This is a genomic window from Pantoea sp. WMus005 (assembly GCF_013415305.1).
Lineage (GTDB): Bacteria > Pseudomonadota > Gammaproteobacteria > Enterobacterales > Enterobacteriaceae > Pantoea > Pantoea rara.
In genome coordinates this window covers 2,013,066-2,037,920 of the sequence record NZ_JACBXU010000001.1, presented here as the reverse complement: position 1 = coordinate 2,037,920, position 24,855 = coordinate 2,013,066, and the positions used below count along the sequence as shown (strand labels likewise).

Annotated in this window: 26 protein-coding genes, 1 tRNA gene and 1 pseudogene; 11 read left to right on the top strand and 17 right to left on the bottom strand. The window is 56.3% G+C overall.

Annotated elements, in window-relative coordinates; translation table 11 throughout:
- Positions 1 to 141: 141 nt before the first annotated feature.
- Positions 142 to 1,857, top strand: coding sequence for a bifunctional UDP-sugar hydrolase/5'-nucleotidase UshA (gene ushA, locus HZZ01_RS09365; protein WP_218928150.1), 1,716 nt, complete (start codon positions 142 to 144; stop codon positions 1,855 to 1,857).
- A 34-nt stretch (positions 1,858 to 1,891) separates the two neighbouring features.
- On the opposite strand, the gene HZZ01_RS09360 is transcribed toward ushA, so the two are convergent.
- Positions 1,892 to 2,323, bottom strand: coding sequence for a multidrug/biocide efflux PACE transporter (locus HZZ01_RS09360; RefSeq protein WP_179896664.1), 432 nt, complete (start codon positions 2,321 to 2,323; stop codon positions 1,892 to 1,894).
- An 89-nt stretch (positions 2,324 to 2,412) separates the two neighbouring features.
- Between HZZ01_RS09360 and HZZ01_RS09355 the strand changes: the two genes are divergently transcribed.
- Positions 2,413 to 3,282 carry a LysR family transcriptional regulator gene (locus HZZ01_RS09355; RefSeq protein ID WP_179896662.1) on the top strand — a complete coding sequence of 290 codons (870 nt, stop codon included), beginning with the start codon at positions 2,413 to 2,415 and terminating at the stop codon, positions 3,280 to 3,282.
- Here HZZ01_RS09355 and ybaK read toward each other — a convergent pair.
- From ybaK to copA, 3 genes are all read right to left on the bottom strand, one after another.
- On the bottom strand, positions 3,279 to 3,758 hold the full coding sequence (gene ybaK / locus HZZ01_RS09350; RefSeq protein ID WP_179896660.1) for a Cys-tRNA(Pro)/Cys-tRNA(Cys) deacylase YbaK: 480 nt from the start codon (positions 3,756 to 3,758) through the stop codon (positions 3,279 to 3,281). The two genes, HZZ01_RS09355 and ybaK, sit on opposite strands and share 4 nt — an antisense overlap.
- A gap of 174 nt (positions 3,759 to 3,932) precedes the next feature.
- A complete protein-coding gene (locus tag HZZ01_RS09345) occupies positions 3,933 to 4,736 on the bottom strand; it encodes a TraB/GumN family protein (RefSeq protein WP_179896658.1) in 804 nt (267 codons plus the stop codon).
- Positions 4,737 to 4,807: 71 nt separating this feature from the next.
- Complete coding sequence (copA, locus tag HZZ01_RS09340) at positions 4,808 to 7,321, bottom strand: copper-exporting P-type ATPase CopA (RefSeq protein WP_179896657.1); 2,514 nt, start codon at positions 7,319 to 7,321, stop codon at positions 4,808 to 4,810.
- A 97-nt stretch (positions 7,322 to 7,418) separates the two neighbouring features.
- Between copA and cueR the strand changes: the two genes are divergently transcribed.
- The gene (gene cueR, locus HZZ01_RS09335) at positions 7,419 to 7,823 is read left to right on the top strand and encodes a Cu(I)-responsive transcriptional regulator (protein ID WP_179896654.1); all 405 of its coding nucleotides are present in this window, start codon (positions 7,419 to 7,421) and stop codon (positions 7,821 to 7,823) included.
- On the opposite strand, the gene HZZ01_RS09330 is transcribed toward cueR, so the two are convergent.
- The 5 genes from HZZ01_RS09330 to tesA all read right to left on the bottom strand — a co-directional run bounded on the left by HZZ01_RS09330 (position 7,811) and on the right by tesA (position 11,597).
- Complete coding sequence (locus HZZ01_RS09330) at positions 7,811 to 8,257, bottom strand: NfeD family protein (RefSeq protein ID WP_179896652.1); 447 nt, start codon at positions 8,255 to 8,257, stop codon at positions 7,811 to 7,813. The genes cueR and HZZ01_RS09330 overlap by 13 nt on opposite strands.
- On the bottom strand, positions 8,257 to 9,171 hold the full coding sequence (locus HZZ01_RS09325; RefSeq protein WP_090963162.1) for an SPFH domain-containing protein: 915 nt from the start codon (positions 9,169 to 9,171) through the stop codon (positions 8,257 to 8,259). The genes HZZ01_RS09330 and HZZ01_RS09325 overlap by 1 nt, the downstream gene beginning before the upstream one ends.
- 58 nt (positions 9,172 to 9,229) lie before the next feature.
- Positions 9,230 to 10,087 carry a co-chaperone YbbN gene (locus HZZ01_RS09320; protein WP_179896650.1) on the bottom strand — a complete coding sequence of 286 codons (858 nt, stop codon included), beginning with the start codon at positions 10,085 to 10,087 and terminating at the stop codon, positions 9,230 to 9,232.
- Positions 10,088 to 10,163: 76 nt separating this feature from the next.
- The gene (locus HZZ01_RS09315) at positions 10,164 to 10,940 is read right to left on the bottom strand and encodes an SDR family oxidoreductase (RefSeq protein WP_179896647.1); all 777 of its coding nucleotides are present in this window, start codon (positions 10,938 to 10,940) and stop codon (positions 10,164 to 10,166) included.
- A gap of 30 nt (positions 10,941 to 10,970) precedes the next feature.
- On the bottom strand, positions 10,971 to 11,597 hold the full coding sequence (tesA, locus tag HZZ01_RS09310; protein ID WP_179896645.1) for a multifunctional acyl-CoA thioesterase I/protease I/lysophospholipase L1: 627 nt from the start codon (positions 11,595 to 11,597) through the stop codon (positions 10,971 to 10,973).
- On the opposite strand from tesA, the gene ybbA reads away from it, so the two are divergent.
- A complete protein-coding gene (gene ybbA / locus HZZ01_RS09305) occupies positions 11,565 to 12,251 on the top strand; it encodes a putative ABC transporter ATP-binding protein YbbA (protein WP_179896643.1) in 687 nt (228 codons plus the stop codon). The two genes, tesA and ybbA, sit on opposite strands and share 33 nt — an antisense overlap.
- On the top strand, positions 12,248 to 14,665 hold the full coding sequence (gene ybbP, locus HZZ01_RS09300) for a putative ABC transporter permease subunit YbbP (protein WP_179896641.1): 2,418 nt from the start codon (positions 12,248 to 12,250) through the stop codon (positions 14,663 to 14,665). The genes ybbA and ybbP overlap by 4 nt, the downstream gene beginning before the upstream one ends.
- An 83-nt stretch (positions 14,666 to 14,748) precedes the next feature.
- On the opposite strand, the gene purK is transcribed toward ybbP, so the two are convergent.
- From purK to ppiB, 4 genes are all read right to left on the bottom strand, one after another.
- Positions 14,749 to 15,813: a 5-(carboxyamino)imidazole ribonucleotide synthase gene (purK, locus tag HZZ01_RS09295; protein ID WP_179896639.1), complete on the bottom strand. Its 1,065-nt coding sequence runs from the start codon at positions 15,811 to 15,813 to the stop codon at positions 14,749 to 14,751.
- Entirely contained in the window at positions 15,810 to 16,316 is a 507-nt protein-coding gene (purE, locus tag HZZ01_RS09290; RefSeq protein ID WP_179896637.1) for a 5-(carboxyamino)imidazole ribonucleotide mutase, read from the bottom strand. The genes purK and purE overlap by 4 nt, the downstream gene beginning before the upstream one ends.
- Before the next feature lie 130 nt (positions 16,317 to 16,446).
- Positions 16,447 to 17,163 (bottom strand): UDP-2,3-diacylglucosamine diphosphatase, encoded by a 717-nt coding sequence (locus HZZ01_RS09285; RefSeq protein ID WP_179896635.1) that lies wholly within the window; start codon positions 17,161 to 17,163, stop codon positions 16,447 to 16,449.
- Positions 17,163 to 17,657, bottom strand: a complete 495-nt coding sequence (ppiB, locus tag HZZ01_RS09280; RefSeq protein WP_010259052.1) for a peptidylprolyl isomerase B — start codon at positions 17,655 to 17,657, stop codon at positions 17,163 to 17,165. Before ppiB ends, HZZ01_RS09285 begins: the two co-directional genes overlap by 1 nt.
- A gap of 212 nt (positions 17,658 to 17,869) precedes the next feature.
- Here ppiB and cysS point away from each other — a divergent pair, with 212 nt between their 5' ends.
- Complete coding sequence (cysS, locus tag HZZ01_RS09275) at positions 17,870 to 19,255, top strand: cysteine--tRNA ligase (protein ID WP_179896633.1); 1,386 nt, start codon at positions 17,870 to 17,872, stop codon at positions 19,253 to 19,255.
- A gap of 33 nt (positions 19,256 to 19,288) precedes the next feature.
- Positions 19,289 to 20,398, top strand: a complete 1,110-nt coding sequence (locus HZZ01_RS09270; RefSeq protein ID WP_179896631.1) for an AAA family ATPase — start codon at positions 19,289 to 19,291, stop codon at positions 20,396 to 20,398.
- Between the two features lie 24 nt (positions 20,399 to 20,422).
- Here HZZ01_RS09270 and ybcJ read toward each other — a convergent pair whose 3' ends face one another.
- Entirely contained in the window at positions 20,423 to 20,635 is a 213-nt protein-coding gene (gene ybcJ / locus HZZ01_RS09265) for a ribosome-associated protein YbcJ (RefSeq protein ID WP_003849455.1), read from the bottom strand.
- Positions 20,636 to 21,502, bottom strand: a complete 867-nt coding sequence (gene folD, locus HZZ01_RS09260) for a bifunctional methylenetetrahydrofolate dehydrogenase/methenyltetrahydrofolate cyclohydrolase FolD (RefSeq protein ID WP_179896630.1) — start codon at positions 21,500 to 21,502, stop codon at positions 20,636 to 20,638.
- Positions 21,503 to 21,675: 173 nt separating this feature from the next.
- Between folD and HZZ01_RS09255 the strand changes: the two genes are divergently transcribed.
- The 4 genes and pseudogenes from HZZ01_RS09255 to HZZ01_RS09240 form a co-directional block, all read left to right on the top strand.
- The gene (locus tag HZZ01_RS09255; protein ID WP_179896628.1) at positions 21,676 to 22,179 is read left to right on the top strand and encodes a DUF1198 family protein; all 504 of its coding nucleotides are present in this window, start codon (positions 21,676 to 21,678) and stop codon (positions 22,177 to 22,179) included.
- Between the two features lie 94 nt (positions 22,180 to 22,273).
- Positions 22,274 to 22,350: transfer RNA gene (locus HZZ01_RS09250), tRNA-Arg, on the top strand.
- Between the two features lie 355 nt (positions 22,351 to 22,705).
- The gene (locus HZZ01_RS09245; RefSeq protein WP_179896626.1) at positions 22,706 to 23,029 is read left to right on the top strand and encodes a hypothetical protein; all 324 of its coding nucleotides are present in this window, start codon (positions 22,706 to 22,708) and stop codon (positions 23,027 to 23,029) included.
- A 125-nt stretch (positions 23,030 to 23,154) separates the two neighbouring features.
- Positions 23,155 to 23,268 (top strand): annotated as a pseudogene (locus HZZ01_RS09240) (IS3 family transposase); the annotation flags it as partial.
- Positions 23,269 to 23,501: 233 nt separating this feature from the next.
- Here HZZ01_RS09240 and HZZ01_RS09235 read toward each other — a convergent pair.
- The gene (locus tag HZZ01_RS09235) at positions 23,502 to 24,023 is read right to left on the bottom strand and encodes a DUF2778 domain-containing protein (protein WP_370463427.1); all 522 of its coding nucleotides are present in this window, start codon (positions 24,021 to 24,023) and stop codon (positions 23,502 to 23,504) included.
- Between the two features lie 226 nt (positions 24,024 to 24,249).
- Positions 24,250 to 24,504, bottom strand: a complete 255-nt coding sequence (locus HZZ01_RS09230; RefSeq protein ID WP_370463426.1) for a SymE family type I addiction module toxin — start codon at positions 24,502 to 24,504, stop codon at positions 24,250 to 24,252.
- Positions 24,505 to 24,855 lie beyond the last annotated feature (351 nt).

The following is a 24,855-nucleotide window of genomic DNA, read 5'->3' as shown; positions in this document are numbered from 1 at the left end:
CATTGGCCTTGAGTTCGCCGGAGGAATATGCGACACAGTGGGGCAATGCGGCAGAAAATCGGGCCAGACGGTAAATTAAGGAGAATCACAGTGTTGTTATCTAAATGGACAGGGGTGGGCGTGGCGCTACTGGTGGCCCTGATGCCGCTGTTTTCACAGGCCGCCCAGGCCGATCACACCTATCGTTTCAGTTTACTGCACACCAACGATGAGCATGGTCACTTCTGGTTTAATGAACAGGGGGAATATGGTCTGGCCGCGCAGAAAACCCTGATGGATACCCTGCGCTACGATGTGCAGTCCCACGGCGGTGGCGCATTGATCCTCTCTGCCGGTGATGTGAATACGGGCGTGCCGGAGTCCGACGAGCTGGACGCTGAACCCGATTTTCGTGCGATGAACCTGATTGGTTACGATGCGATGGCGCTGGGCAATCATGAGTTCGACAAGCCAATCACAGTCCTTCGCAAGCAGGAGAAGTGGGCGCGCTTCCCGCTGCTGGCCGCCAACGTTTACCAGAAAAGTACCGGTAAGCGCATGTTCAAACCCTGGGCGGTATTCAACCGTCTCGGACTGAAAATCGCGGTAGTCGGGCTGATCACTCCGGACACCGCAAAACTGGCTAATCCGGCCGGACTGACAGATACCGAGTTCCGCGATCCGATTGCGGAGACGGAGAAGGCGGTGGCCGAACTGCGCGCCACCGAAAAGCCGGACGTGGTTGTCGCGCTGACACATCTTGGCCACTATGACAACGGTAAGCATGGCAGCAACGGCATTGATGATGTCACTCTGGCGCGAAGCCTGCCTGCTGGCACCCTCGATCTGATTGTCGGCGGTCATTCGCATGACGCGGTTTGCATGGAGAAAGCGAACGTCAGCGTTAAAAATTATCAACCTGGCCAGCCGTGCAAACCCGATCAGCAGAACGGGATCTGGATTATGCAGGCCGACAAGTGGGGCAAATATGTTGGCCGCGGTGACTTCACCTTCCGCAATGGTCAGGTGACGCTGGAGGCTTATCAGCTGGTGCCGGTTAACCTTAAACACCAGATAAAGAATGCGGACGGCAGCGAAACCTGGCTGACCTGGCAGGAAGAGATCCCGAAAAACACCGCCATGATGAAACTGCTGATGCCGTTCCAGAAACGGGCCGAGGCGAAATTAACCGTGAATGTCGGCAGCGCTGAGGGCAACTTCAGCGGTGAAAAAGAGCAGGTTCGTTTTGAGCAGACGAATCTTGGCCAGCTGATTCTCCGCGCTCAGATGGCGCACACCAAAGCAGACTTTGCGGTAATGAGCGGTGGCGGTATTCGCACCTCGCTGAAAGCGGGCAAGCTGAGCTGGCGTGACCTGCTTCAGGTTCAGCCGTTTGGCAACCAGGTGGTCTCGGTCACTCTGACCGGTGCGGAGATCAAAAAATATCTGGATGTCGTGGCCAATATTCAGCCTGACTCAGGCGGCTACGCCCAGTTTGCCGGTATCAGCCTGACCGCCGACGGTAAGCAGGTCAGCGACGTCAGCATTAACGGTAAACCGCTGCAGGACACGCAGAGTTATCGCCTGGCGACCAACAGCTTCAATGCGGCGGGTGGCGACGGTTATCCGCGTCTGGATAATCATGCCGGGTATGTCAACAGCGGAGCTGTGGATGCGCAGGTGCTGCGTGACTGGATCAAGGCGCATTCGCCGGTGAAGGCCAGCGACTATCAGCCGAAAGAGCAGATTGTGCACCTGACCGATGAGCAGATTCGGGCACGGGATGAAGCAGCGGAAAAAGCGCGGAAGCGTAACTATCCAAAAATGATTCTGGCGTGGATCTGGCCGTGGGGGAATGAAACAGCCCGTACGCATTGAGCTTAACGGGAGGCGCTTGCGCCTCCCTTTTTTCTTACGCCTGGCAGGAGTGACGTCTAATCCAGCGCTCGCGCAGTTTGTCCCATACCCAGTTGTAGGCCATGGTGTAGGGCAGGAAGAAGAGGAAAAAGGCCACTTCTACCAGCAACGCCTGACCCAGAGAAATATCCAGCATCCAGGCCGCAATCGGCAGACCAATCAGGATAAACCCGCCTTCAAAACCCAGCGCATGTAACACACGCACGCCGGGTCCGCGTTTCTGGCCCGGCGCATAGAGCCTGTCAAATCCGCTGTTATAAATCATGTTCCATAGCATCGCGACCGTTGAGAGCATAATCGCCAGCGATCCCATCTGAAACAGCGGCTTATCCATCACCCATGCCGCCAGCGGCGAAACGGTCAGAATCGCCAGCGTTTCAAAGCAGACAGCATGAAGAATACGTTCTTTAATTGAGCGGGTACGCATTGTTAATTCTCCTTGAATAATGCGGCGCATTCTCACACGTCAGAATGCTAAGATAAAATGAACACCTATCGAAAAAAGCGATGGTTCAGATGCGTTACTCCCCGGAATCCCTTGAGGCTTTTATGCAGACCGTGGCGAGCGGTTCTTTCTCTGCGGCTGCGCGCGCGCTGGGTAAAAGTCAGTCCACCATCAGCGCGGCAGTGGCAAATTTAGAAGACGATCTCGGTTTCGTGCTCTTTGATCGCGCCGGTCGTCAACCCATTCTGACCGAGCAGGGACGCCGCGTAATTCCTCAGGTTCAGCAAATCCTCGCCGCCAGTGAGCGGCTGGATGCGCTGGCGATACGTCTGTCGCAGGGCGTTGAGCCCCGGCTGAGTTTTGCCATGTCCGATTTCTGGCAAACCGATCATCACGAGCATCTGCTCAGGCAATTTGATGCCCGTTATCCGGAGATTGAACTGGAAGTCATGATTGCCGAAGATGGCGATGTGCTGGATCTGCTGCAGGCCGGGCGGGTTCATCTGGGCGTAGTGCGGGCACAACCTAATCTGCCGGTGGATATCGCGGTGGCAAGGCTGCAGGTGGAAGCGCAGATGGCCGTCTTTTTACATCGCGATCATCCACTGGCACAGCTTAATACCGTTAGCGAAAGCGAACTGGAAGGGGTTCGTCACCTGCGATTAAACACCTGGGTTGAGGCCTCTGAACCCACGCCAATGGGACGCATCTGGTCGGCGCCCACCTATTTACTGCTGCTGGAGATGGCGGAGCAGGGGTTTGGCTGGACTGTTCTGCCGCGCTGGCTGGTGAAGCAGTTTGGACATGACGTCTTGAAAGAGTTGTCGATGCCGGGCTGGCCGCAGCATATCGCTGTTGAGGTAGTCTGGTCGCGACGCACACCGCCCGGCCCGGCAGGTCGCTGGATGATCGATCAGCTTTGTGCCCAGCCACGGGTTTAGTCGTGGCGGGCGATATCCGCAAACGGGGCGTCCAGCAGTCGTGAAAGATCCTGTGGAGCCAGTTCGATATCCAGTCCCCGCTTGCCGCCTGAGATAAACATGGCGTCAAACGTGCTGGCTGAGTGGTCAATCACCGTGGGCAGCCGTTTTTTTTGTCCCAGCGGACTGATACCGCCCACCAGATAACCCGTGACCCGCTGCGCCAGCTGCGGGTCAGCCATATCCGCTTTCTTCGCACCCAGCACTTTTGCCACCTTCCTGAGATCCAGCTGCGTTGATACGGGCGTAATCGCCACCGCCAGCTGTTTCGCCTCACCATTCAGCGCTACCAGCAGCGTTTTATAGACCTGGCGCGCATCCAGATTGAGTTTACGAACCGCTTCGTCACCAAAATGGGTTTCGTTGCTGTCATGCTCATAGGGATGCAGGATGAAGCTGACTTTTTGTTTTTCCAGCAATTTTACGGCGGGCGTCATACAGGTTCCTTACTAAGAAAAATCTTATTAAGCACAATCGTGGAAAAAGGTGGCGAAAATTTGTTCTTTGAGTGAGAATTAGCCGCGCGCCAGCAACCCGATTGCTGAGCGATAACCAAAATCATAAACAAATTCCTCTTTGACGGGCCGATAACATTATCGGCTCTCTTTTTTTCAGGGCTTCTTCAGCATCTCAGGCAGATTATCTTCGCCGTAAAGATGCAACGCACCGACCGCGACCACATAGTTTCCCGCCGCTAATTCCTGCAGCCTGCTACGCCATTGCGCATTACGCTGACCGATCAACGTATCATTCAGCGCCTGACTGAAGGTGGCGGGCAGGGTAATTTCCGGCTGACGTGGCGGCGTATCGAGCCACCAGCTCACCATCATTTGCAGCAGTCGTGCATTCGTATGCCAGTGCAGCAGCGTATCCTGTAACAGTGCCATGCCGTCATCCGGCAGCGCCGTCAGCAGGGCGATTTGCGCATCCGCGCCTTCCAGTTCAATCACCGGTTTATTAAAGCCTTTCGCTGCCTGCAACAGCTGATAATCAATGCCGTAGTCAGGCCGCAATCCCAGCCGTTGCGCCTGCTGTGCCTGTAACATCAGCGCCACCTGCCAGGCGGGCAGGTTATCAAACAGGCTCAGGTTGAGACTCATCTCCTGACACAGCGCGGTGAGCGTTTGCATCGCGCTGCTCTCAAGCCGGGTAGCGAGCGCAGGGCGATCGCCACGGTGATCAAAGGGCGAGCCACCCTGCGTAATATCGGCTTCCACAATCAGCGCATCCGCCTGCTGCAACTGCCGCAGCAGACGGGCAGGTAACGGCTGCATATCGCGCGTTCCCATGTGAATGCTACCTACCAGATGTAGCTGACGATCGCCAAGCCTGACATCCATCGCAGGCCAGCGGTAACTGGCGGGAAAAAGTTGGCTCATAAAGCCGCGCAGTGAGCGCCAAACGTTGCCTGTCATTCCCGGTCCTTTGCGATTCAAAACCCCATGCTAGCGACTTCAGAGAGTGAAAAACAGCGCTGAAACGGCGATTACTGGCGCGGCGGCCGGTAACGCAGCAGGCGGTTAGCATTGCTGACCACGGTAATGGATGACAGCGCCATTGCGGCACCGGCCACAATCGGGCTGAGCAGGGTACCGGTCAGCGGATAGAGCACACCTGCGGCCACCGGAATGCCGATGCTGTTATAGATAAATGCCCCAAACAGATTCTGTCGGATATTGCGCAGCGTCGCGGAAGAAAGTGCCAGCGCATCCGCCACACTGTTGAGGTCGGCGCGCATCAACGTAATACCCGCGGTTTCTACTGCCACATCGCTGCCGCCCCCCATGGCAATGCCCACATCGGCCTGTGCCAGAGCGGGCGCGTCATTAATGCCATCACCGACCATCGCGACGCGGCGGCCCTGCTGCTGTAACTGTTCGATGGCGGCCGCTTTGCCTTCCGGTAGCACGCCCGCAATAACTTCATCAATACCGACCTCGGCAGCAATAGCGCGTGCGGTATTTTCATGATCGCCGGTCAGCATAATCAGACGATAGCCCTGCTGATGCAGCCGCTTCAGGGCTGCGTCGCTTTCCGGTCGTAGCTGATCGCGCAGCGCAATCAGGCCGGTTAACTGGCCCTGTTCAGCCAGCAACACGGGTGTTGCACCCTGTTGTGTCAGGCGCGCAATCTCTGCTTCTGCCGCCTGATAATCGACACCGTTGTCCTGTAACAGCGCAGCGTTACCCAGCAGCAGTGTTCTGTTAGCCAGATTACCGCTGACCCCTTTACCGCGTATTGTACGAAATTGCGCTAACAGAGGCGGTTGTGTCAGTTTCGCCTCGGCGACAATCGCTTTCGCCAGCGGATGACCTGAGGCGAACTCCAGTGCGGCAGCGGTCGCTAACACGGACTCACGGCTGGCCTCACCCCAGACCAGCACTTCACTGACCTGTGGCTTGCCGGCTGTCAGGGTGCCGGTTTTATCAAACACCAGGGTATCTATCTGGCTGGCGCGCTGTAAGGCATCGGCGTCGCGCACCAGCACGCCCAGCTCGGCGGCGCGGCCAACACCGGCAATAATCGACATCGGCGTCGCCAGGCCCAGCGCACAGGGGCAGGCAATAATCAGGACGGTTGTTGCGATCACCAGCATGTAAGCAATCTGAGGCTGCGGTCCGAACAGATACCATACTGCGCCGCTGAGCAGCGCAATCAACACCACCACCGGGACAAAAACGGCGGAGATGCGATCGGCCAGACGGCCCACATCGGGTTTGCTGCTTTGCGCCTGACGTACCAGCCGGATAATGCGCGACAGGGTGGTGTGATTCCCGGTCGCCCGGGCGATAAATTCTACCGAGCCGTCCTGCACCAGGGTTCCGGCAAAGATCGCCGCACCCGGACTTTTGCTTTGCGGCACGGCTTCACCGGTCAGCATCGCTTCATCAAACCACGCGTCACCCGCGGCGATTTCACCATCGACCGGGACCCGATCGCCGGTGACCAGACGCAGCGTCATGCCAGGCTGAACTTCGCTGACCGGGATCAGCCGGTCGCCCTGTTGATCGACGAGCCGCGCCTGGGCTGGCGTCAGATCAAGCAGTCGTTCCAGCGCCTTAGATGATCGCTGACGCGCCCGCTGTTCCAGCGCATGTCCCAGATTGATCAATCCCAGGATCATGACGCTGGCTTCGAAATAGAGATGGCGTGCCTGCAGCGGGAAGAAATCCGGCCACAGCACCACGCTAAAGGAGTAGATCCACGCCGCGCCTGTGCCGAGTGCCACCAGCGTATCCATGGTGGCGCTGCCATTGCGCAGACTGCGCCAGGCACTGCGATAAAAATGGCTGCCGGTCACGATCATGATCAGCAGCGTTACGATGCCCAGCGTCAGCCATGTGGTGTGATTGTGATCGGTGAGCATCATGTTGTCGCCCACCATGCCCCAGATCATCAGCGGCACGCCAAATACTAAGGCGACAGCCGCCTGCCAGCTGAAACGCCGCATCGCGCTGTGGGCGCTGAGCTGTTGCTTCTCACGTCGCTCCTGCTCGTCATCTACCACTTGCGCGCCGTAACCGGCGGCATCGACGGCAGCAACCAGTTGCTGCGGATCAGTATCGCCCATTACCAGCGCACTGCGTTCGCCGAGATTGACCCGCGCCTGACTGACACCCGCGACCTGCTGCAGCGCTTTTTCCACCCGACTCACGCAACTGGCGCAGGTCATGCCCTCAATCAGCAGCATATGGGTGGGTAATGTTTTTTCTGCCGGATAAGAAGCGGTCTCCGTTGTCAGCGCCTCCGGCGGCGGCTCCGATGCTGTCAACGGTTCAGACTTTGGGGAAGCGTCCGCTGTTTTCAGCGTCGCGTGATAGCCCGCCTGTTCGACGGTCGCGATCAGCGCAGCGGCATCCGCGTGACCGGAAACCTGCGCTTCCTGTTGAGTCACCTCGGCCTGAATAACATCGTCGCGCTGTTCCAGCGCTTCTTTAACGCGTTTGACACAGTGGCCGCAGGACAAGCCGTCCAGTGCCAGAGAAATGGTGTGTGACATAATGAACTCCTCTTGTAATCCCATTTGACCGATTGGCCAGTTTCGATTCATGCTTAAGCATAAACCTTCCATCAAGGGGAAGGTCAAGGGGACGAAAATGAACATCAGCGATGTGGCGAAAAAGACCGGGCTGAGCAGCAAGGCGATTCGGTTTTACGAAGAAAAGGGGGTGGTGACACCACCGTTGCGCAGTGAGAATGGTTACCGCACCTATAACGGCCATCATCTTGATGAGCTGAATCTGCTACGTCAGGCGCGGCAGGTGGGTTTCACGCTGGATGAGTGTCGCGAGCTGGTGGCGCTGTTCAATAATCCGTCGCGCCACAGTGCTGATGTTAAAGCTCGTACCCTGCAGAAAGCCGATGAAATTGCCGCGCACATAGAAGAACTTCACGCCATGCGCGCTCGCCTGCTGGCGCTGGCCGACGCCTGTCCCGGTGATGACAGCGCCGAATGTCCCATCATCAACAACCTGGCCGGGTGCTGCGGTCAGCGTGGCTGAATACGCAGGGTGATCCCCTCAATACCGACCACGACGACGGGCGTGCCCGCAGGTAGATCCTGATCCGCCTCAACCCGCCAGCTGCTGTCCCCGATACGCACGTGACCGGTGCGGTTATTCAGCGCGCTATCCAGCGTCAGTTGCAACCCGAGCATCTGGTTTCCGCGCTGATTGAGGGCATTAGGTCTCTGACGCACTTCACGATGGCGCATCCAGCGGTACCACAAAAAGACGCAGACCAGCGTCATGGCGGCAAACAGGGAACCCTGCGCCGTCCAGCTCACCGGCACAAACCATTCAATGAGGCCAACGATGACTGCCGCCAGCCCGCTCCACAGCAGATAGCCGCTGGTGCCCAGCATCTCTGCGGCCAGCAGTAATCCGCCCAGCGTCAGCCAGAACCAGTGCGGATGAGCGATAATGTCGACCAGCATCAGCGTTTCGACTCTGGACGTGATTCCTTCAGCAGTTCACCGATACCCGCAATCGACCCCAGCAGACTGCTTGCCTCAAGCGGCATCATCACCACTTTGCTGTTGTTGCCTTCACCGATTTTTTGCAGCGCATCGGTGTACTTCTGCGCCACGAAATAGTTGATAGCCTGAATGTCACCCGCCGCGATGGCTTCTGAAACCATTTTAGTGGCGTTAGCTTCCGCTTCAGCCTGACGTTCACGCGCCTCTGCCTGCAGAAACGCCGAAGTACGTTCACCTTCCGCTTTGAGGATCTGCGACTGCTTATCCCCTTCAGCACGCAGGATAGCCGCCTGTCGCACCCCTTCGGCCGTCAGAATATCGGCGCGCTTAGTTCGCTCGGCTTTCATCTGCGCATTCATTGCGCCGATCAGCTCCTGTGGCGGACGTACGTCGCGAATCTCGATACGCGTGATCTTGACGCCCCACGGGTTGGTCGCTTCATCCACAATATGCAGCAGACGAGTGTTGATGCTGTCGCGCTGCGACAGCATTTCGTCCAGCTCCATGCTGCCAAGCACGGTACGCATATTGGTCATGGTGAGATTCAGGATCGCCTGCTCAAGATTACTGACTTCATACGCGGCACGCGCCGGATCAACGACCTGAATAAAACAGACCGCGTCGATGGTGACGTTAGCGTTGTCTTTGGAGATGATCTCCTGCGAGGGAATATCCAGTACCTGTTCCATCATATTGATCTTACGACCGACACGATCCATGAACGGTACCACCAGGCTTAATCCTGGCTGCAGGGTGCGGGTATAACGGCCAAAACGCTCAACCGTCCATTGAAAACCTTGTGGCACGATCTTAACGGTTGCCCAGACCGCCACCAGGGCCAGAATAATCAGGGCAGGAATGACAGTTATCATACAACCTCCACATTGTCAGATTAACGGGCCGAGTCGTTTCGGCCCGGGGTGCTGCTGGTTAGTACAGCAGGGAATAGAGCTGGCGACGATAACGCGCAGCCAGTGCATCGCCGGTACCCAGTGCTGCCAGAATCTCCTGCAGCATTTTACGCGCCTGACCATCAGCGGCATTAAGATCGGATTTCAGGAAGCTGAACAGCAGTTCCAGCGCTTCTTCATTACGACCCACCTGATGTAGCTGCAACGAGAGTTTAGCAGCCAGCCCGGCATTAGTCGGGTCCGCTTCCAGCTCGGATTGCAGCTGCTGAATCTCCGGCGTATCGGCAGCCTGTTTCAACAGATCGATCTGCGCCATCAGGCTCTGATAGCGGGTATCCTGATCCTGCAGGGGGACGACTTTCAGTACCGCTTCCGCTTCATCGCTGCGGTTCAGGGTAATCAGCACCTCCGCCAGCAGGAAACCAATTTCGCTCGACTGGTTGCTCAGCTGCCACGCATCTTTTAACAGCGGCAGCGCTTCCAGTGGTTTATCTTCCTGCATCAGCGCCATCGCCTGCTGCGCTTTCAGCTCTTCTTCGCGCGGCAGCACTTTCTCCAGCAGGGCGCGGATCGCGTCTTCCGGCTGCGGTCCCTGGAAGCCGTCAACCGGCTGACCATCCTGGAACAGGTAGACGGTTGGAATTGAACGCAGACCAAACTGTGACGCGACCCGTTGCTCTTTGTCGCAATCCAGTTTGGCGAGAATAAACTGACCCGCATACTCCTGCGCCAGGCGCTCCAGCACTAGCGTCAGCTCCTGACAGTGCTGGCTGCGCTCAGACCAGAAGTAGAACAGCACCGGCAGCTGCATCGACTGCTCAAGGGTCTGCTGCAGGTTAGATTCGTTGATGTCGATGATAGAAGCTTGTGGTGACATGGATAAGTCTCTTTGCAAAAAGTGTTCTAAGAATATGGGGCCAACTGGCACGGCTTCAAGCGCTATTGCACATGGCTTATTGATGGCTGCGCAAAATGCGATCCAGCATCCAGCCTGGCAGCAACCGTTTAAGCAGGCTCATCACGTGTGCGACCAGTGTCACTGGATAGCGTAAACGCGGATGTTTACTCTCGAGTGCATGACGAAGTTTAGGCAGAATGGCTTCCGCTGGCAGAGTAAAGCGAGCCGCGATGCCAGGGTTACGCACCGGGTTATGCTGTTCGCCCTGCGCCACATTGTCAGTAAAGCGGGTTTCAATCGGGCCTGGCTCGATCAGGCTGACCCGGATGCCGCGGCTGCGTACTTCAAGCCGCAGCGCATCGCTCCAGGCTTCCAGCGCATATTTACTGGCGGCATAGGCACCCCGGCCTGGCGTAGAGATCAGTCCCAGCACCGAACTGGTGTTCACAATGCGGCCATCGCCGCTGGCCTGCAACGCGGGTAACAGCCGCAGCGTCAGTTGATGAACGCCGAAAAAGTTACTGGAAAACTGCCGCTCCAGCTGTTGACGGGAGAGGGTGTGCAGCGGGCCGTAAAGCCCAAAACCGGCGTTGTTGAACAGCGCCGCCAGACGGTTATCGCAAAGCGCGAGCACCGCGTCGGCAGCCTCATCCACGCTCTGTGGCTCGTCGAGGTCGAGCTGCAGCCCCGTAAAGCCCAGCATGTTCATACGCGCGACATCGTCGGCTTTGCGGCAGGCGGCGATCACCCGGTAGCCCCGCGCCAGCAAATCGTGCGCGGCCACCAGGCCAATACCGCTTGAACAACCTGTAATCAGAATGGTTTTTTGCATTTCTTTACCCTATTTGCGCATCCAGGCGCGCTACGGCTGCTTAACTAAGGGGGCCAGTTCTTTTGCCATCAACCCGGCGATAAACGGCTGGGCATCAGGATTGGGATGAATACCATCCTGCTGCATCCACTCGGGTTTCAGATAGACCTGCTCCATGAAAAAGGGCACCAGAGGGATGTCATGCTGTTGGGCGAGTCCAGGATAGATGCCGCTGAACGCCTCGGTGTAGCGGCGGCCATAGTTGGCGGGCAGGCGGATCTGCATCAGCAGCGGCTTCGCATTGGCGGCTTTGACGTCGTCGATCACTTTACTCAGATTCTGCGCGATAGCGTCGGGCGGGAAACCGCGCAGACCATCGTTACCGCCCAGTTCGATTAACACCCATTGCGGCTGATGCTGTTTTAATAGCGCAGGCAGACGCGCCAGTCCCTGTGCGGCAGTATCGCCGCTGATACTGGCGTTGACCACTTTCGGTTTCTGCTCCCACTGCTTATTGAGCAGGCTGGGCCAGGCCGCCGTGGCAGACATGCGATAGCCCGCACTCAGGCTGTCGCCCAGCACCATCAGGGTATCTGCAGCAGCAAGACGTGATACCAGCAGAAGCATTAATAACAGGAAGGGATAATGCCAGCGGAAAACATTGTTGAAGTTCATCATCTTACTAAGTCCGTCGGTCAGGGAGAGCATCAGTTAACCATCCTTACCGGAGTTGAGTTGGTTGTCAAACCAGCCGAGACCATTGCACTGATTGGCGAGTCCGGCTCCGGCAAGTCAACCCTGCTGGGCATTCTGGCCGGGCTGGACGATGGCAGTAGCGGTGAAGTTCATCTGCTGGGGCAACCGCTGCACCAGATGAATGAAGAGCAGCGCGCGGCCCTGCGGGCCCGGCAGATTGGTTTTGTATTTCAGTCATTTATGCTGGTGCCGACGCTGAATGCGCAGGAGAACGTGCAGTTGCCATCGCTGCTGCGCGGCGACAGTGATCGCCAGAGCCGCGAACAGGCACGTGAACTGCTGACGCTGCTCGGATTGGGTGAACGTCTGCATCATCTGCCCGCCCAGTTGTCAGGCGGCGAGCAGCAGCGTGTCGCGCTGGCCCGCGCCTTCAGTGGTCGTCCAGGCCTGTTATTTGCCGATGAGCCGACCGGCAACCTCGATCGCAAAACCGGTGATCGCATAGCCGACCTGTTGTTTTCTCTTAATCGCGACTTTGGCACCACGCTGATTCTGGTGACGCATGATGAGCAACTGGCGGCGCGCTGCGATCGTCGATTGCGGTTGCGCGACGGAAAGTTGTGGGAGGAGCAATGATCTGGCGCTGGTTCTGGCGCGAATGGCGCTCGCCCTCGCTGCTGATTGTCTGGCTGGCCCTGACGCTGGCGGTGGCCTGCGTACTGGCGCTGGGGTCGATCAGCGATCGTATGGAAAAGGGGCTGAATCAGCAGAGCCGTGATTTTATGGCGGGTGACCGCACGCTGCGCAGCACGGATGCTGCACCAGAAGCCTGGCTGGAAAAGGCGAGGGAAACCGGTCTGACGGTCAGTCGTCAGCTGACTTTTATGACCATGACCTTTGCCGACCAGTCACCGCAGCTTGCCTCAGTCAAAGCAGTAGATGACCGCTACCCGATGTTTGGTACGCTGCAGACGCAGCCGCCAGGCCTGCGGCCACAGGCGGGCACCGCGCTGGCGGCACCGCGCCTGATGGCGCTGCTGAATCTGAAAGTGGGTGACATGCTGGACGTGGGGGATACCCGGCTGCGCATCAGCGGCGAGGTCATCCAGGAGCCGGATGGCGGCTTTAACCCGTTCGAGATGGCGCCGCGTCTGTTGATTAACCTGGCGGATGCGGCAAAAACCGGTGCGATTCAGCCCGGTAGTCGCATTACCTGGCGCTATAAGTTCTCCGGTAATCCCGATCAGCTGGCCAGCTACGACCGCTGGATTGAACCGCAGCTGAAGGCCGACCAGCGCTGGATCAGCGTGGATAACTCGGACGATGCGCTGGGCCGTTCGATGCAGCGCGCGCAGCAGTTTCTCCTGCTCTCGGCCTTGCTGACGCTGATGCTGGCGATTGCGGCCGTAGCGGTCGCCATGAGTCACTACTGCCGCAGCCGTTACGATCTTGTGGCAGTGCTGAAAACCCTGGGCGCAACGCATGGCGCGTTGCAGCGGTTGATCATCGGGCAGTGGCTGGCGGTGCTACTGCTGGCAGCGATTGCCGGTGGCGTGGTCGGACAGGGCGTGGAAGCAATCCTGATGACGATGCTGAAGCCGGTGCTGCCTGCCAGCTTACCGGCGGCCAGCGTCTGGCCGTGGATCTGGGCAGTAGGGTCGCTGTTTGTGATTTCGCTGCTGGTAGGTCTGCGCCCCTATCGTCTGCTGCTGGCAACCCAGCCTCTGCGGGTGTTACGGCGTGATGCGGTGGCGAATCTCTGGCCATTGAAATTTTATATCCCGGTGATGATCGCCGTCGTGGTAACGCTGTTAGCCCTGCTGGTCGGCGGCAGCAAAATGCTCTGGGCGCTGCTTGCAGGTGTCGTGGTGCTGGCGGCATTACTGGCGTTACTCGGCTGGGGAACCCTGCTCCTGCTGCGCCGGCTGGTGGTGCGCAATCTGGCGCTGCGACTGGCGGTCAACCGGCTGTTGCGCCAGCCCGGCATGACACTGAGTCAGCTGGCGGCTTTTTCGCTGTCGTTTATGCTGCTGGCGCTGCTGCTGGTGATGCGTGGCGATCTGCTGGATCGCTGGCAGCAGCAGTTACCGGCAGATAGCCCGAACTTCTTCCTGCTGAACATGACGGCGGATCAGGTGCCGCAGGTGCGGGACTTCCTGCAAGCACACCAGATTAAACCTGAAACTTTTTATCCGATTGCGCGGGTGCGGCTCAGTGAACTCAACGGCAAACCGGCCGATCCAAAACTGGATAATGCCCTGAACCGCGAGCTCAATCTGACGGCGCTTGCCGATCGTCCGGATCACAATCCACTGGTGGCTGGCAACTGGCCGCCAAAAGCGGGTGAAGTATCGATGGAGGTGGAACTGGCGGATCGGCTGGGGCTGAAGCTCGGCGATACCTTAACGTTCGACGGCGATACGCAGACGTTCAGCGCCCGTATCACCAGTCTTCGTAAAGTGGACTGGGAAAGCCTCAAGCCGAACTTCTTCTTTATCTTCCCGCCGGGCGCGCTCGACAGCCAGCCGCAGACCTGGCTTACCAGCTTCCGCATGGAGGCGAATCCGGTTCTGCTGGCGCAGCTGAACCGAGCTTTTCCGGCGCTGAGTCTGCTGGATATCGGCAGCATTATGCGGCAGATCGGTCAGGTGTTGACGCAGGTCAGCCAGGCGCTGGAGATCATGGTAGTGCTGGTTACCGCCTGTGGTGTGTTACTGCTGCTGGCGCAGATTCAGGTCGGGATGCGACAGCGTCGGCAGGAGCTGGTGGTCTATCGCACGCTGGGTGCGGGGAAACGTCTCCTGCGCACAACGCTATGGTGCGAATTTGCGCTGCTCGGCGTGGTCTCTGGCGTGGCGGCCGCGATGGGGGCAGAAGCGGCGCTATGGGGATTACAGACAAAGATTTTCGACTTCCCATGGCAGCCTGACTGGACTTTATGGCTGGCGCTGCCCCTGTGTGGCGCGTTGCTGCTATCGCTGTGCGGCGGCTGGCTGGGAATCCGGTTACTGAAAGGGAAGGCGCTGTTCAGGAAGTTTGATGCGGCATAAGGCAGGGCTGGCTAAGGCGGCATGAGGCCGCCTTTGACCTTTATCCGGAACGTTCCCTGAACCCGCAAGCGGGTAGCGGGAAACTACAGCTTTTCAACGGCCCAGGCGATGCCGCTGGCGTACTCTTCCGGCAGCTGAGGCACCAGCGCATTCAGCGCCGCTTTCAGCCGCTCTGCATTGCTGTCGGTGAGATTGAGGTGGCCCACTTTACGACCCGGACGCACCTCTTTGTCATACCAGTGCAGATGCACCAGCGGCTGTTGCAGCCAGTGGAGATTCACGTCAGTACCAATCAGATTAACCATTACCGACGGCGCAAACACCACCGGCTGTGGCAAGGCCAGGCCAAGAATGGCGCGCAGATGCAGCTCAAACTGGCTGATCGACGCACCGTTCTGCGTCCAGTGCCCACTGTTGTGCACGCGCGGCGCCAGCTCATTGATCAGTAGTCCGGCTGGCGTAACGAAACACTCCATCGCCATTACGCCGACGTAGTTCAGTTCCTGCATGATCGCGCTCAGCATCGCTTCAGCCTGCTGCTGCTGTGCCGGATCCGCCTGCGGAAACGCCACGCTGGTGCGCAGAATGCCGTCCTGATGCAGGTTATGCGTCAGCGGATAGAACACAACCGAGCCATCGTTACCGCGCCCACCCACCAGTGACACCTCACCGGAAAAGTTGATGCCCTGCTCAACGATACATTCGCCGTAGCACGCATCCGGTAACTGGTGCGTTTCATCAGCGCGCAGACGCCACTGACCCCGCCCGTCGTAACCGCCGGTGCGGCTTTTCACAATCGCCAGCTCGCCCAGAGAGTCAAACACCGCTGGCCATTCACTTTTATCGGCCAGTAACTGCCACGGCGCGGTGGCAAGCCCCAGCTGATCCAGCAGCTGTTTCTGCGTCAGGCGATCGGCCAGACGCGGAAAAATATCACGGTTAACAAAGGCCGGATGGCTCGCCAGTTCGCGCGTCAGCGCGGTCTCCGGCCAGCGTTCGATTTCGGCGGTGATCACGCTATCGGCGATAGGCAGGGCCGCAGGATTGGCATCCAGACCCACCGGATACACCGCGATGCCCAGTGGCTCACCCGCCTGACGCAGCATACGACCTAGCTGGCCGTTACCCAGTACGCAAACCGGCTTCATGCATCCACCCGCGGATCAGGGTGGTTCAGCACCTCATCAGTCTGGCTCTGACGCCAGGTAGTCAGACGTGACGCCAGCGCACTGTCATGCAGCGCCAGAATCTGCGCCGCCAGCAGCGCGGCATTGGCTGCGCCCGCCTTGCCAATCGCCAGCGTCCCGACCGGAATACCGCGTGGCATCTGCACAATCGAATAGAGGCTATCCAGGCCGCTCAGCGCAGCGCTCTGTACCGGCACACCCAGCACCGGTACCAGGGTTTTGGCCGCCAGCATTCCCGGCAGGTGTGCCGCGCCACCTGCGCCAGCAATAATCACCTGAAAACCGTTTTCGGCTGCCGTTTCGGCGAAGCTGAACAGTTTATCCGGGGTGCGGTGCGCAGAGACGACTTCAACATGAAAAGGAACGTCCAGGCTGGAGAGGATTTCAGCGGCGAACTGCATGGTGGCCCAGTCACTTCTGGAACCCATAACAAGGGCGATGCGGGCCGGGGCGTTGGATGACATGCGGTCAACTCCTGTAAATGAACAAACAGACCTGGCCGGGCGGACAGGTTTTGAAGGGCACCGAGAATAGCATGAGAAGCACGCAAGGAAAACGGTTGCGTCGGCCTGACGTCAGGGAGTTGCCTGCAGATTAAAAATCGAAATGGATAAGCTGAATGCCGCTGGCGTCGAGCTGAATCATAGAACCCCGGCTGTGCCAGGCGCCCAGCACAGCGCGTTGCGCCGTTTCACCCTGCAGGCTCAATGTATGAATGTCAGGACGATGGGTATGACCATGAATGAGCAGCGGCACCTGCTGGCGCAGCATGGCAGCGGCCACGGCATCCTGGTTTACATCCATGATGGTCTGGGATTTGTGCTGGTTGGCCTGTTTACTGTCGGCGCGCATCCGGGCGGCAATGCGTTTGCGTATCCACAATGGCAGCGCCAGGAACAGTCGCTGGATCCACGGATTGTGCACTTTGGCACGAAAGCGCAGATAACCCACATCGTCGGTACAGAGTGTATCGCCGTGCATGATGAGTAGTCGATGGCCGTAGAGCGTCAGCACCTGCTCTTCCGGCAGCAGCGTCATGCCACAGGCCTGCGCAAAGCGTCGGCCAATCAGGAAGTCGCGATTGCCATGAATAAAGTAAACCGGAACCGGCAGGGCGCGCAGGGCGCGGGCAATCTGATGATGCAGGGGATCGGGATCGTCGTCGCCAATCCAGGCTTCAAACAGATCGCCGAGAATATAGAGCGCGTCGCAGTGGGGCGCTTCGCGCTGTAAAAAATGCAGAAAACCGGCGGTAATCGCCGGTTCTTCCTGACACAGATGGAGATCTGCGATAAACAGCGTGCGCGACATTACTCGCTGACGGTCACTTTCTGAATAACGACGTCATCTTTTGGCACATCCTGGTGCATGCCGCTACGGCCAGTAGAGACCGCTTTGATCTTCTCGACCACATCCATGCCTTCAACCACTTCAGCGAACACGCAGTAGCCCCAGCCCTGAACGCTTTCGTCACGGAAGTTCAGGAAGTCGTTGTCAGCGACGTTAATGAAGAACTGTGCGGTCGCAGAGTGCGGCGCAGAGGTACGTGCCATTGCCAGCGTACCTTTGGTGTTTTTCAGGCCGTTGCTCGCTTCGTTCTGAATTTCGGCTTTGGTTTCTTTCTGCTTCATGCCCGGCTCGAAGCCGCCGCCCTGAATCATAAAGCCGTTGATTACGCGGTGAAAAATGGTGTTGTCGTAAAAACCTTCACGGCAGTAATCCAGGAAGTTCTGTACGGTTGCCGGCGCTTTATCATCGAAAGTTTTGATTACGATATCGCCATGGTTCGTCTGGAAAGTTACCATTTTTGTCGTCCTGTAAAGGTTGTCATCAGTTGCTGAGGTCGCGTTGTCGATCGGCGACCCCCTTTTTGTCGACCGTTCTTATATCATAATTTCCAATGACGCGTCAGCAGCGCGGCGCAGTTGGCTTGCTTTGCGTCGCGCGAGCGATAAAAATACGGCACAATGTCTGGATACTTAAAAAAGCCAACCACACGCGAAAACGGAACCGTTCAATGCTTAAGATTTATAACACCCTGAGTCGACAGAAAGAGGAATTCAAACCCATTCATGCCGGTAAAATCGGGATGTATGTTTGCGGCATCACGGTGTATGACCTCTGTCACATTGGTCATGGGCGGACGTTCGTGGCGTTTGACGTGGTGGCGCGCTACCTGCGTTACCTCGGTTATCAGCTTAATTATGTACGTAACATCACCGACATTGATGACAAAATTATCAAGCGCGCCAATGAAAACGGCGAGAGTATCGAAACCCTGACTAATCGCATGATCGGCGAGATGCACAATGACTTCGCCGCGCTGGGGATCCTGCCACCCGATGAGGAGCCGCGTGCCACCCGTCACATCGCTGAAATCATTGAGCTTGTGGAAACACTGATTGCGCGGGGTCACGCCTATGTGGCAGACAATGGCGACGTAATGTTTGATGTCCTCAGCGACACCGATTATGGCGCGCTGTCGCGTCAGGACCTGGAGCAGCTACAGGCAGGTGCACGCGTTGAAGTCGCCGACGTGAAGCGCAATCCGATGGATTTCGTGTTGTGGAAAATGTCCAAAGCGGATGAGCCAGCCTGGTCATCGCCATGGGGTAACGGCCGTCCTGGCTGGCACATCGAGTGCTCGGCAATGAACTGCAAACAGCTGGGTACCCATTTCGATATCCACGGCGGCGGTTCAGACCTGATGTTCCCGCACCATGAAAACGAAATCGCCCAGTCGAGCTGCGCCCATGACGGTCCTTACGTCAATTACTGGATGCACTCCGGCATGGTGATGGTTGACCGCGAGAAGATGTCCAAATCGCTCGGCAACTTCTTCACCGTGCGGGACGTGCTGCAACATTATGATGCGGAGACGGTGCGTTACTTCCTGATGTCCGGTCACTATCGCAGCCAGCTTAACTATGGTGAAGATAACCTGAATCAGGCGCGTGCGGCACTGGAGCGTCTCTATACGGCACTGCGTCACACCGACAGCAGCGTGAAAGCCCATGGCGGCGACGCGTTTGAAGCGCGCTTCCGCAGCGCGATGGATGATGATTTCAACACCCCGGAAGCCTACTCAGTGCTGTTCGACATGGCGCGTGAAGTGAATCGCCTGAAAAGTGAAGAGGGCGCTTCTGCACACGGACTGGCGTCGAAGCTGCGCGAGATGGCCAATGTGCTGGGCATCCTGCAGCAGGATCCTGAACTGTTCCTGCAGAGCGGCGCGCAGGTGAATGACGAAGAGGTTGCCGAGATTGAGCACTGGGTGAAAGCCCGTGCCGATGCGCGCGCCGCCAAAGCCTGGGCAGAAGCGGATATCGCGCGTGACAAACTTAACGCGCTGGGTGTCATCGTCGAGGATGGGCCACAAGGCTCCAGCTGGCGTCGAAAATAAACCGGAGAGGGCGAGCAATCGCCCTTTTTTATTATGGCGATTGAACAGATTCAGATTCGCGGCTTCCGCTCAATACGTAACCTGACGCTGTCGCTGCAGCAGCTGAATGTGGTGAGCGGTCCCAACGGCTGCGGTAAATCCAACCTCTATAAAGCGGTGCGGCTGTTGCATGAGGCCGCCAGCGGTCGTCTGGCGCTGGCACTGGCTGACGAAGGCGGCATTCAGAAAGCGATGTGGGCGGGTGGTTTACGCCGGGGCGATCGCCGACACGATCCAAAGCGGCTGGAGCTGGCAGTGGTGATGGATGACATGGATTACCAGCTGGAAATGGGTTTCCCCGAGCCGCTGGCGACCAGCCTGTTCAATCTCGATCCGCTGGTGAAGCAGGAACGGCTCTGGCTCAGCGGCCAGCAGCGTCGTCCTTCTGCCTGCATCATGCAGCGCGAAAACCAGACCGCCTTTCTGCACAATGTTGAAGGTGAGCGCGTCACCTATCCGGCAGTATTGCATCCGGAAGAGTCGCTGTTTGGTCAGCTTGGCGAACCCCATCTTTACCCGGAGCTTTCGCAACTGCGCGAACGTCTGCAGCAGTGGCGCTTCTATCACGAGTTCGCCGTCTGGCCCGGCTCACCGATTCGTGCGCCGCAGATTGGCGTGCGTGCGCCGGTACTCGCTCACGATGGCCGCAATCTGGCGGCGGCCTGGGCGACCATTGTGGAGCGGGGTCATTCAGAGCTGTTGTTTGAGGTTATGGCGCAGGCGTTTCCCGACTGCCAGTTTGACGTCGAGGTGCAGAATGGCCGCTTTCAGATGCTGATGTCCCGTCATGGCATTCTGCGTCCGCTGGAGAGCGCGGAGTTTTCTGATGGCACGCTGCGTTTTCTTTGCCTGGTTGTGGCGCTGCTCAGCCCGCGTCCGCCCGCCTTTATGGCACTGAATGAACCGGAAAACAGTCTGCATGAGGATTTGTTGCCTGCGCTGGCGCGCTTAATCGCTGAAGCCAGCGAGTTCAGTCAGCTCTGGATCACCAGCCATTCACCCCGACTCGCCACGCTGATTGCGCAGCATACGGCGGTGAATCATATTGCACTGGAACAGCGGGAAGGGGAGACGTGTGTGGAGGGGGATGAACCGCTACAGTAGCGTCCCCGCAGGGACGCCCCGGAATTACTCGACCACAGTGATGCGGAAACCGGCAAATTCCACGGTCTGACCAGCCACGATCTTGCAGCGCTTACGGGTTTCAACCGCGCCATTCACCTTCACTTCACCCTCGGCAATCACGACTTTCGCCTGTGCACCGCTCTGAACCCAGCCTTCCAGTTTCAGCAGGTCACACAGATCGACATGCGGGAATTTACCCAGTGAAAAACTTGTCATTTAAACTACCTCTTTATCATGAAACTCTTCGCACGCCTGCAGCGTGTTTTGAATCAGGGTTGCCACTGTCATCGGACCCACACCGCCCGGCACCGGAGTGATCCAGGCGGCACGCTCTGATGCGCGGTCAAAATCAACGTCGCCCACCACTTTGCCGCTATCCAGACGGTTAATACCCACGTCGATAACGATGGCACCGGGTTTGATCCAGTCGCCCGGAATAAAGCCTGGCTTGCCCACCGCAACGACCAGCAGATCGGCATGCTCAATGTGATGGCGCAGATCTTTGGTAAAGCGGTGGGTCACAGTCGTAGTACAGCCCGCGAGCAGCAGCTCCATGCTCATCGGACGGCCGACAATGTTGGACGCCCCGACCACCACAGCGTTCAGGCCATAGGTGTCAATGTTGTAGCGCTCCAGCAGCGTCACGATACCGCGCGGCGTGCAGGGACGCAGGGTTGGCGCACGCTGACACAGGCGACCCACGTTATAAGGGTGGAAGCCATCAACATCTTTATCTGGCGTGATGCGCTCCAGCACCTTCACATTATCGATGCCCGCTGGCAGCGGCAGCTGCACCAGGATGCCATCGATTTCGTCATCCTGATTGAGCTTATCGATCAGCTCCAGCAGCTCAGCTTCGCGGGTGGTGGCAGGCAGATCGTAAGAGCGGGAGTGGAAACCGACCTCTTCACAGGCGCGGCGTTTGCTGGTCACGTAAATCTGCGATGCCGGGTTTTCACCCACCAGAACCACGGCCAGACCCGGCGCGCGTTTTCCGGCGGCCAGACGCTGCTTCACTTTTTCCGCAACCTCAAGACGCACCTGCTGCGCAATCGTTTTACCGTCAATAATTTTTGCTGCCATCAGAGAGGAAATCCACTGTGTTGTGTTGAATCGGGGAAGGACGCTATTTTGTCAGAAGCGCGGCGCGCTGTCAGTCACAGTTTCAGCCGCGCATGCGCTTTCCTGCTTTTTCGCCGCGACGAGTACCCGCCTGCATGCGTATGATATCGACAGGACAATCCGGGGACGATGTAATGATTTGGATAATGCTTGCGACTCTGGCGGTGGTGTTTGTCGCTGGATTTCAGCTGCTCACCGCGGGCTCACGCCACGCTGCCCAGCGGCTCAGCAAACGACTGCAGCTGCCACCGGTACAGGTGGAATCAATGATCTCTATGATGGGAAAAGAGGCGGCGAAAGAGTTTACCGACTATCTCAGCCACGATAATGAAACGCATCTGCATAATGCCGCAGCGGTACTGCTGATCTGGCAGGTGTTGATTGTTGACGGCAGCGAGGAGAACAGCCAGCGCTGGCATGCGATTCTCAGTCGCGCCGGTTTTTCACCGCTTATCAGCCGCCAGCAGTTGCTGCTCGCGCTGGGCTTTCTGCGACAGCTGGAGCCAGACAGCCAGGAGCTGCACGCGCTTCGTGAGCAATACAATGCGCGTTTCACATCACAAGGGATTGAGCTGGAAGGAGAATTGACCGGCAGCAGTAAACTCGTGTCGCTCAGTGAATGGCGCAGGCGTCATTGATGCCAGTTGGTTATTCCCGCAGCACTTCGCTGCGGAGAAACGGCAAAAACGTTGACGTACCCGCTTCCCGACGTATAATCCGTGCCATCTCCATGCGCCCTTAGCTCAGTTGGATAGAGCACCGGCCTTCTAAGCCGTAGGTCACAGGTTCGAATCCTGTAGGGCGTACCAAATTTTCTCTTCTGTTTCGCAGTCTGGTACTCTTTTTCCTCTACTGTCAGTTCGATACCGCAACATTTTACTCTTATTTATATTCAATAAACTCATTGCCAGTATTACTCCCATGGTAGTTTGGATAGGGTTGTATTTTTTCTGTGCATACGATCTGCTTATTGTTCGTGATGTCTATTGCATATAGCATTTTAATATCATGCGCAATTGCATGATAAGTATGATGTTCAGGCAGAGCCTTCTGAGGTGAGGAAACGTTGATACCAGTGCTGGCCAGGTAAGCAGGTTGGTTAGCTTGTGTCTCGTTCACTGTGCAATACTCACACGTATCGCAACATCATTCAGGATGAATCAGATGAACGAATTTGAGCAAGAACTCTATAATAACGGCTTCTCTGCTAAAGATATCGGTAAGCTCAAGAGCACCATCAAAAAAGACGAATCAAAAAAAGATACACTACAAAGCCTCGTTATTGATTTGAGTAAACGCTTTTGGGGCGGTGTCATTGCTCTTGTTATTTTGATGCTTATTGGATTGGATGGCATTTTCAATGCGGATGCTTCAAATGCTATTCCATATATTATCATTCTGACGTTTGCATTTCTTGTGGTCTATTTTGTGACTCCTCTGAAACTGACCTGGAAATCCTATAAATTTGTCAGGAAAATTAGAAGTTAGTTTTGTGCTGGGTTATTTTGCATATGATAAAGTTTGATAACTATTTTAGTTCAATTTAACTGCTTCCCTTTGACTAATACACCGCGATGTTAGTAATGTCTTCATAAGCTCAATGAGAACATCCTTTGAAGAAGCGTTTTGCCTGGGAACAGATCATCAATGTTCTTCACGAAGCTGAATCCGGAGTTTATGCCCGCAAGCACGCCATTTCAGATGCCATGTTGCACACATGGCATAAGATCCACTTCTAAAATGTCGCTACGTTATCGTTGACTCGCTTTACGATAAAGCCAGGCACCGATAAAGGCTAGCAGCAGGGAAAACACTGCCTTAAGCACAATCACGGTGAATTCAAAACTATCCATAGCGCTTTCACCATCACCACTAATGTGGCCTTCAACCAGTGATCTGATGAACTCTTCAGGAATAAGAATCCAGGAAGCGGATAGAATTATAATAAATATTTGTATTTTCACCGCACTACACACTTTGTGAAATCAGGAACTCCAGGAACATCAATGCGTCCGTATGCCAGTAAACCATGACTACCCGGCACGACGACTTTTTTTCTCCGCAACAACGAACTGCGCAAAGTCTGGAAGTCAGTTGAACGATAGAGGGTTATGCATCCCCATGATACGCCGGAACCGTCAGTATTGAGTGGGTGAAGCCTGAAGCTGCCGCGCTTTACGCCATTAACAAAAACGTAGTCACTCATGGTTTTCGCGCTGTATAGACCGAACCACTCTGAGTGATGATTTCGGTACAAATGGGCCATATCAATCAACTCTGCTCGGGCGCGATTTAGTAAACTGCCTTCTGGCCTGTCTACGATGCAGTATGTTCCAGGCGGAATTGCTGCCTTCTCAATGTCAGAGCAATCTGGATTGTTAATATACCTTTCAATGCCCGAAAAAATGTCAAAAGAACCAACACCATAGCAGTTTAGCTTTACCCGTTTTCCATCACTTGAAAGGCGGTCATAATCCATCATGCATATTTGTACTGTAATGCTACTGTTATCAATTCACAGCCCATTCATAATGCTTCTGACAAGCTACATAAATCTCTCTTCCTGCAACTGATTCTTAAAGCAGTCTGGCTTTGTTTCTATTGCCACATCCAGCATCTTGCAGTCACCGTTCACCGGCACCCACAATAATAAATGATTTAATCTGCCGCTCACTAACAAGAAGCGGCATGCTTTCACGCCAGTGCCATTACCCTTTAGCCACACCTGACAATGCTAGCACCTGCTTCTGTTTCCTTGCAGGCAACTTATTCAGTTGCACTAACACGTTGACCAATTGTTCATCAACATGCTCTGGTGGTTTAACGGTCAGCACGATGCGGTCTGCGGTGAAATTCACCTCGATTTCGGTGCCGGTGATGAATCCGGCGGCAGTCAGCCACTGGCCTTTCATAATGATCGATGGAATTCGGGTATAGCTGGGATACCGGCTGGCGTAACTCACTGTTAACTTATGCTGAGTAATAGAAGGGGCTTCTGAAGTTAAACCAACTGCATTACACTCTGACTCAGTCCTGATCTCTATTCTCTCTAAATAGGATTGTGATTAGCATTGCAGAGGTGCTCCAACACCTCTGTATCGCGCTAAATACCTGTACGTATAATCAACTAATAAGAATAAAGTCCAGCTGAAAGCTGATGTAAGCCAGCGAGTTGTCTCGCAATTAAAATAATGTATTTTGCGGCCAGAATCGCAAAATAAAATAATTAACTCCTGCGCTTTGCTATGAAGTAAAAATGACAAAGTATTTAAATTTCCTGGGAATTAAATAATGCTTTTCATTTTACTGTGATT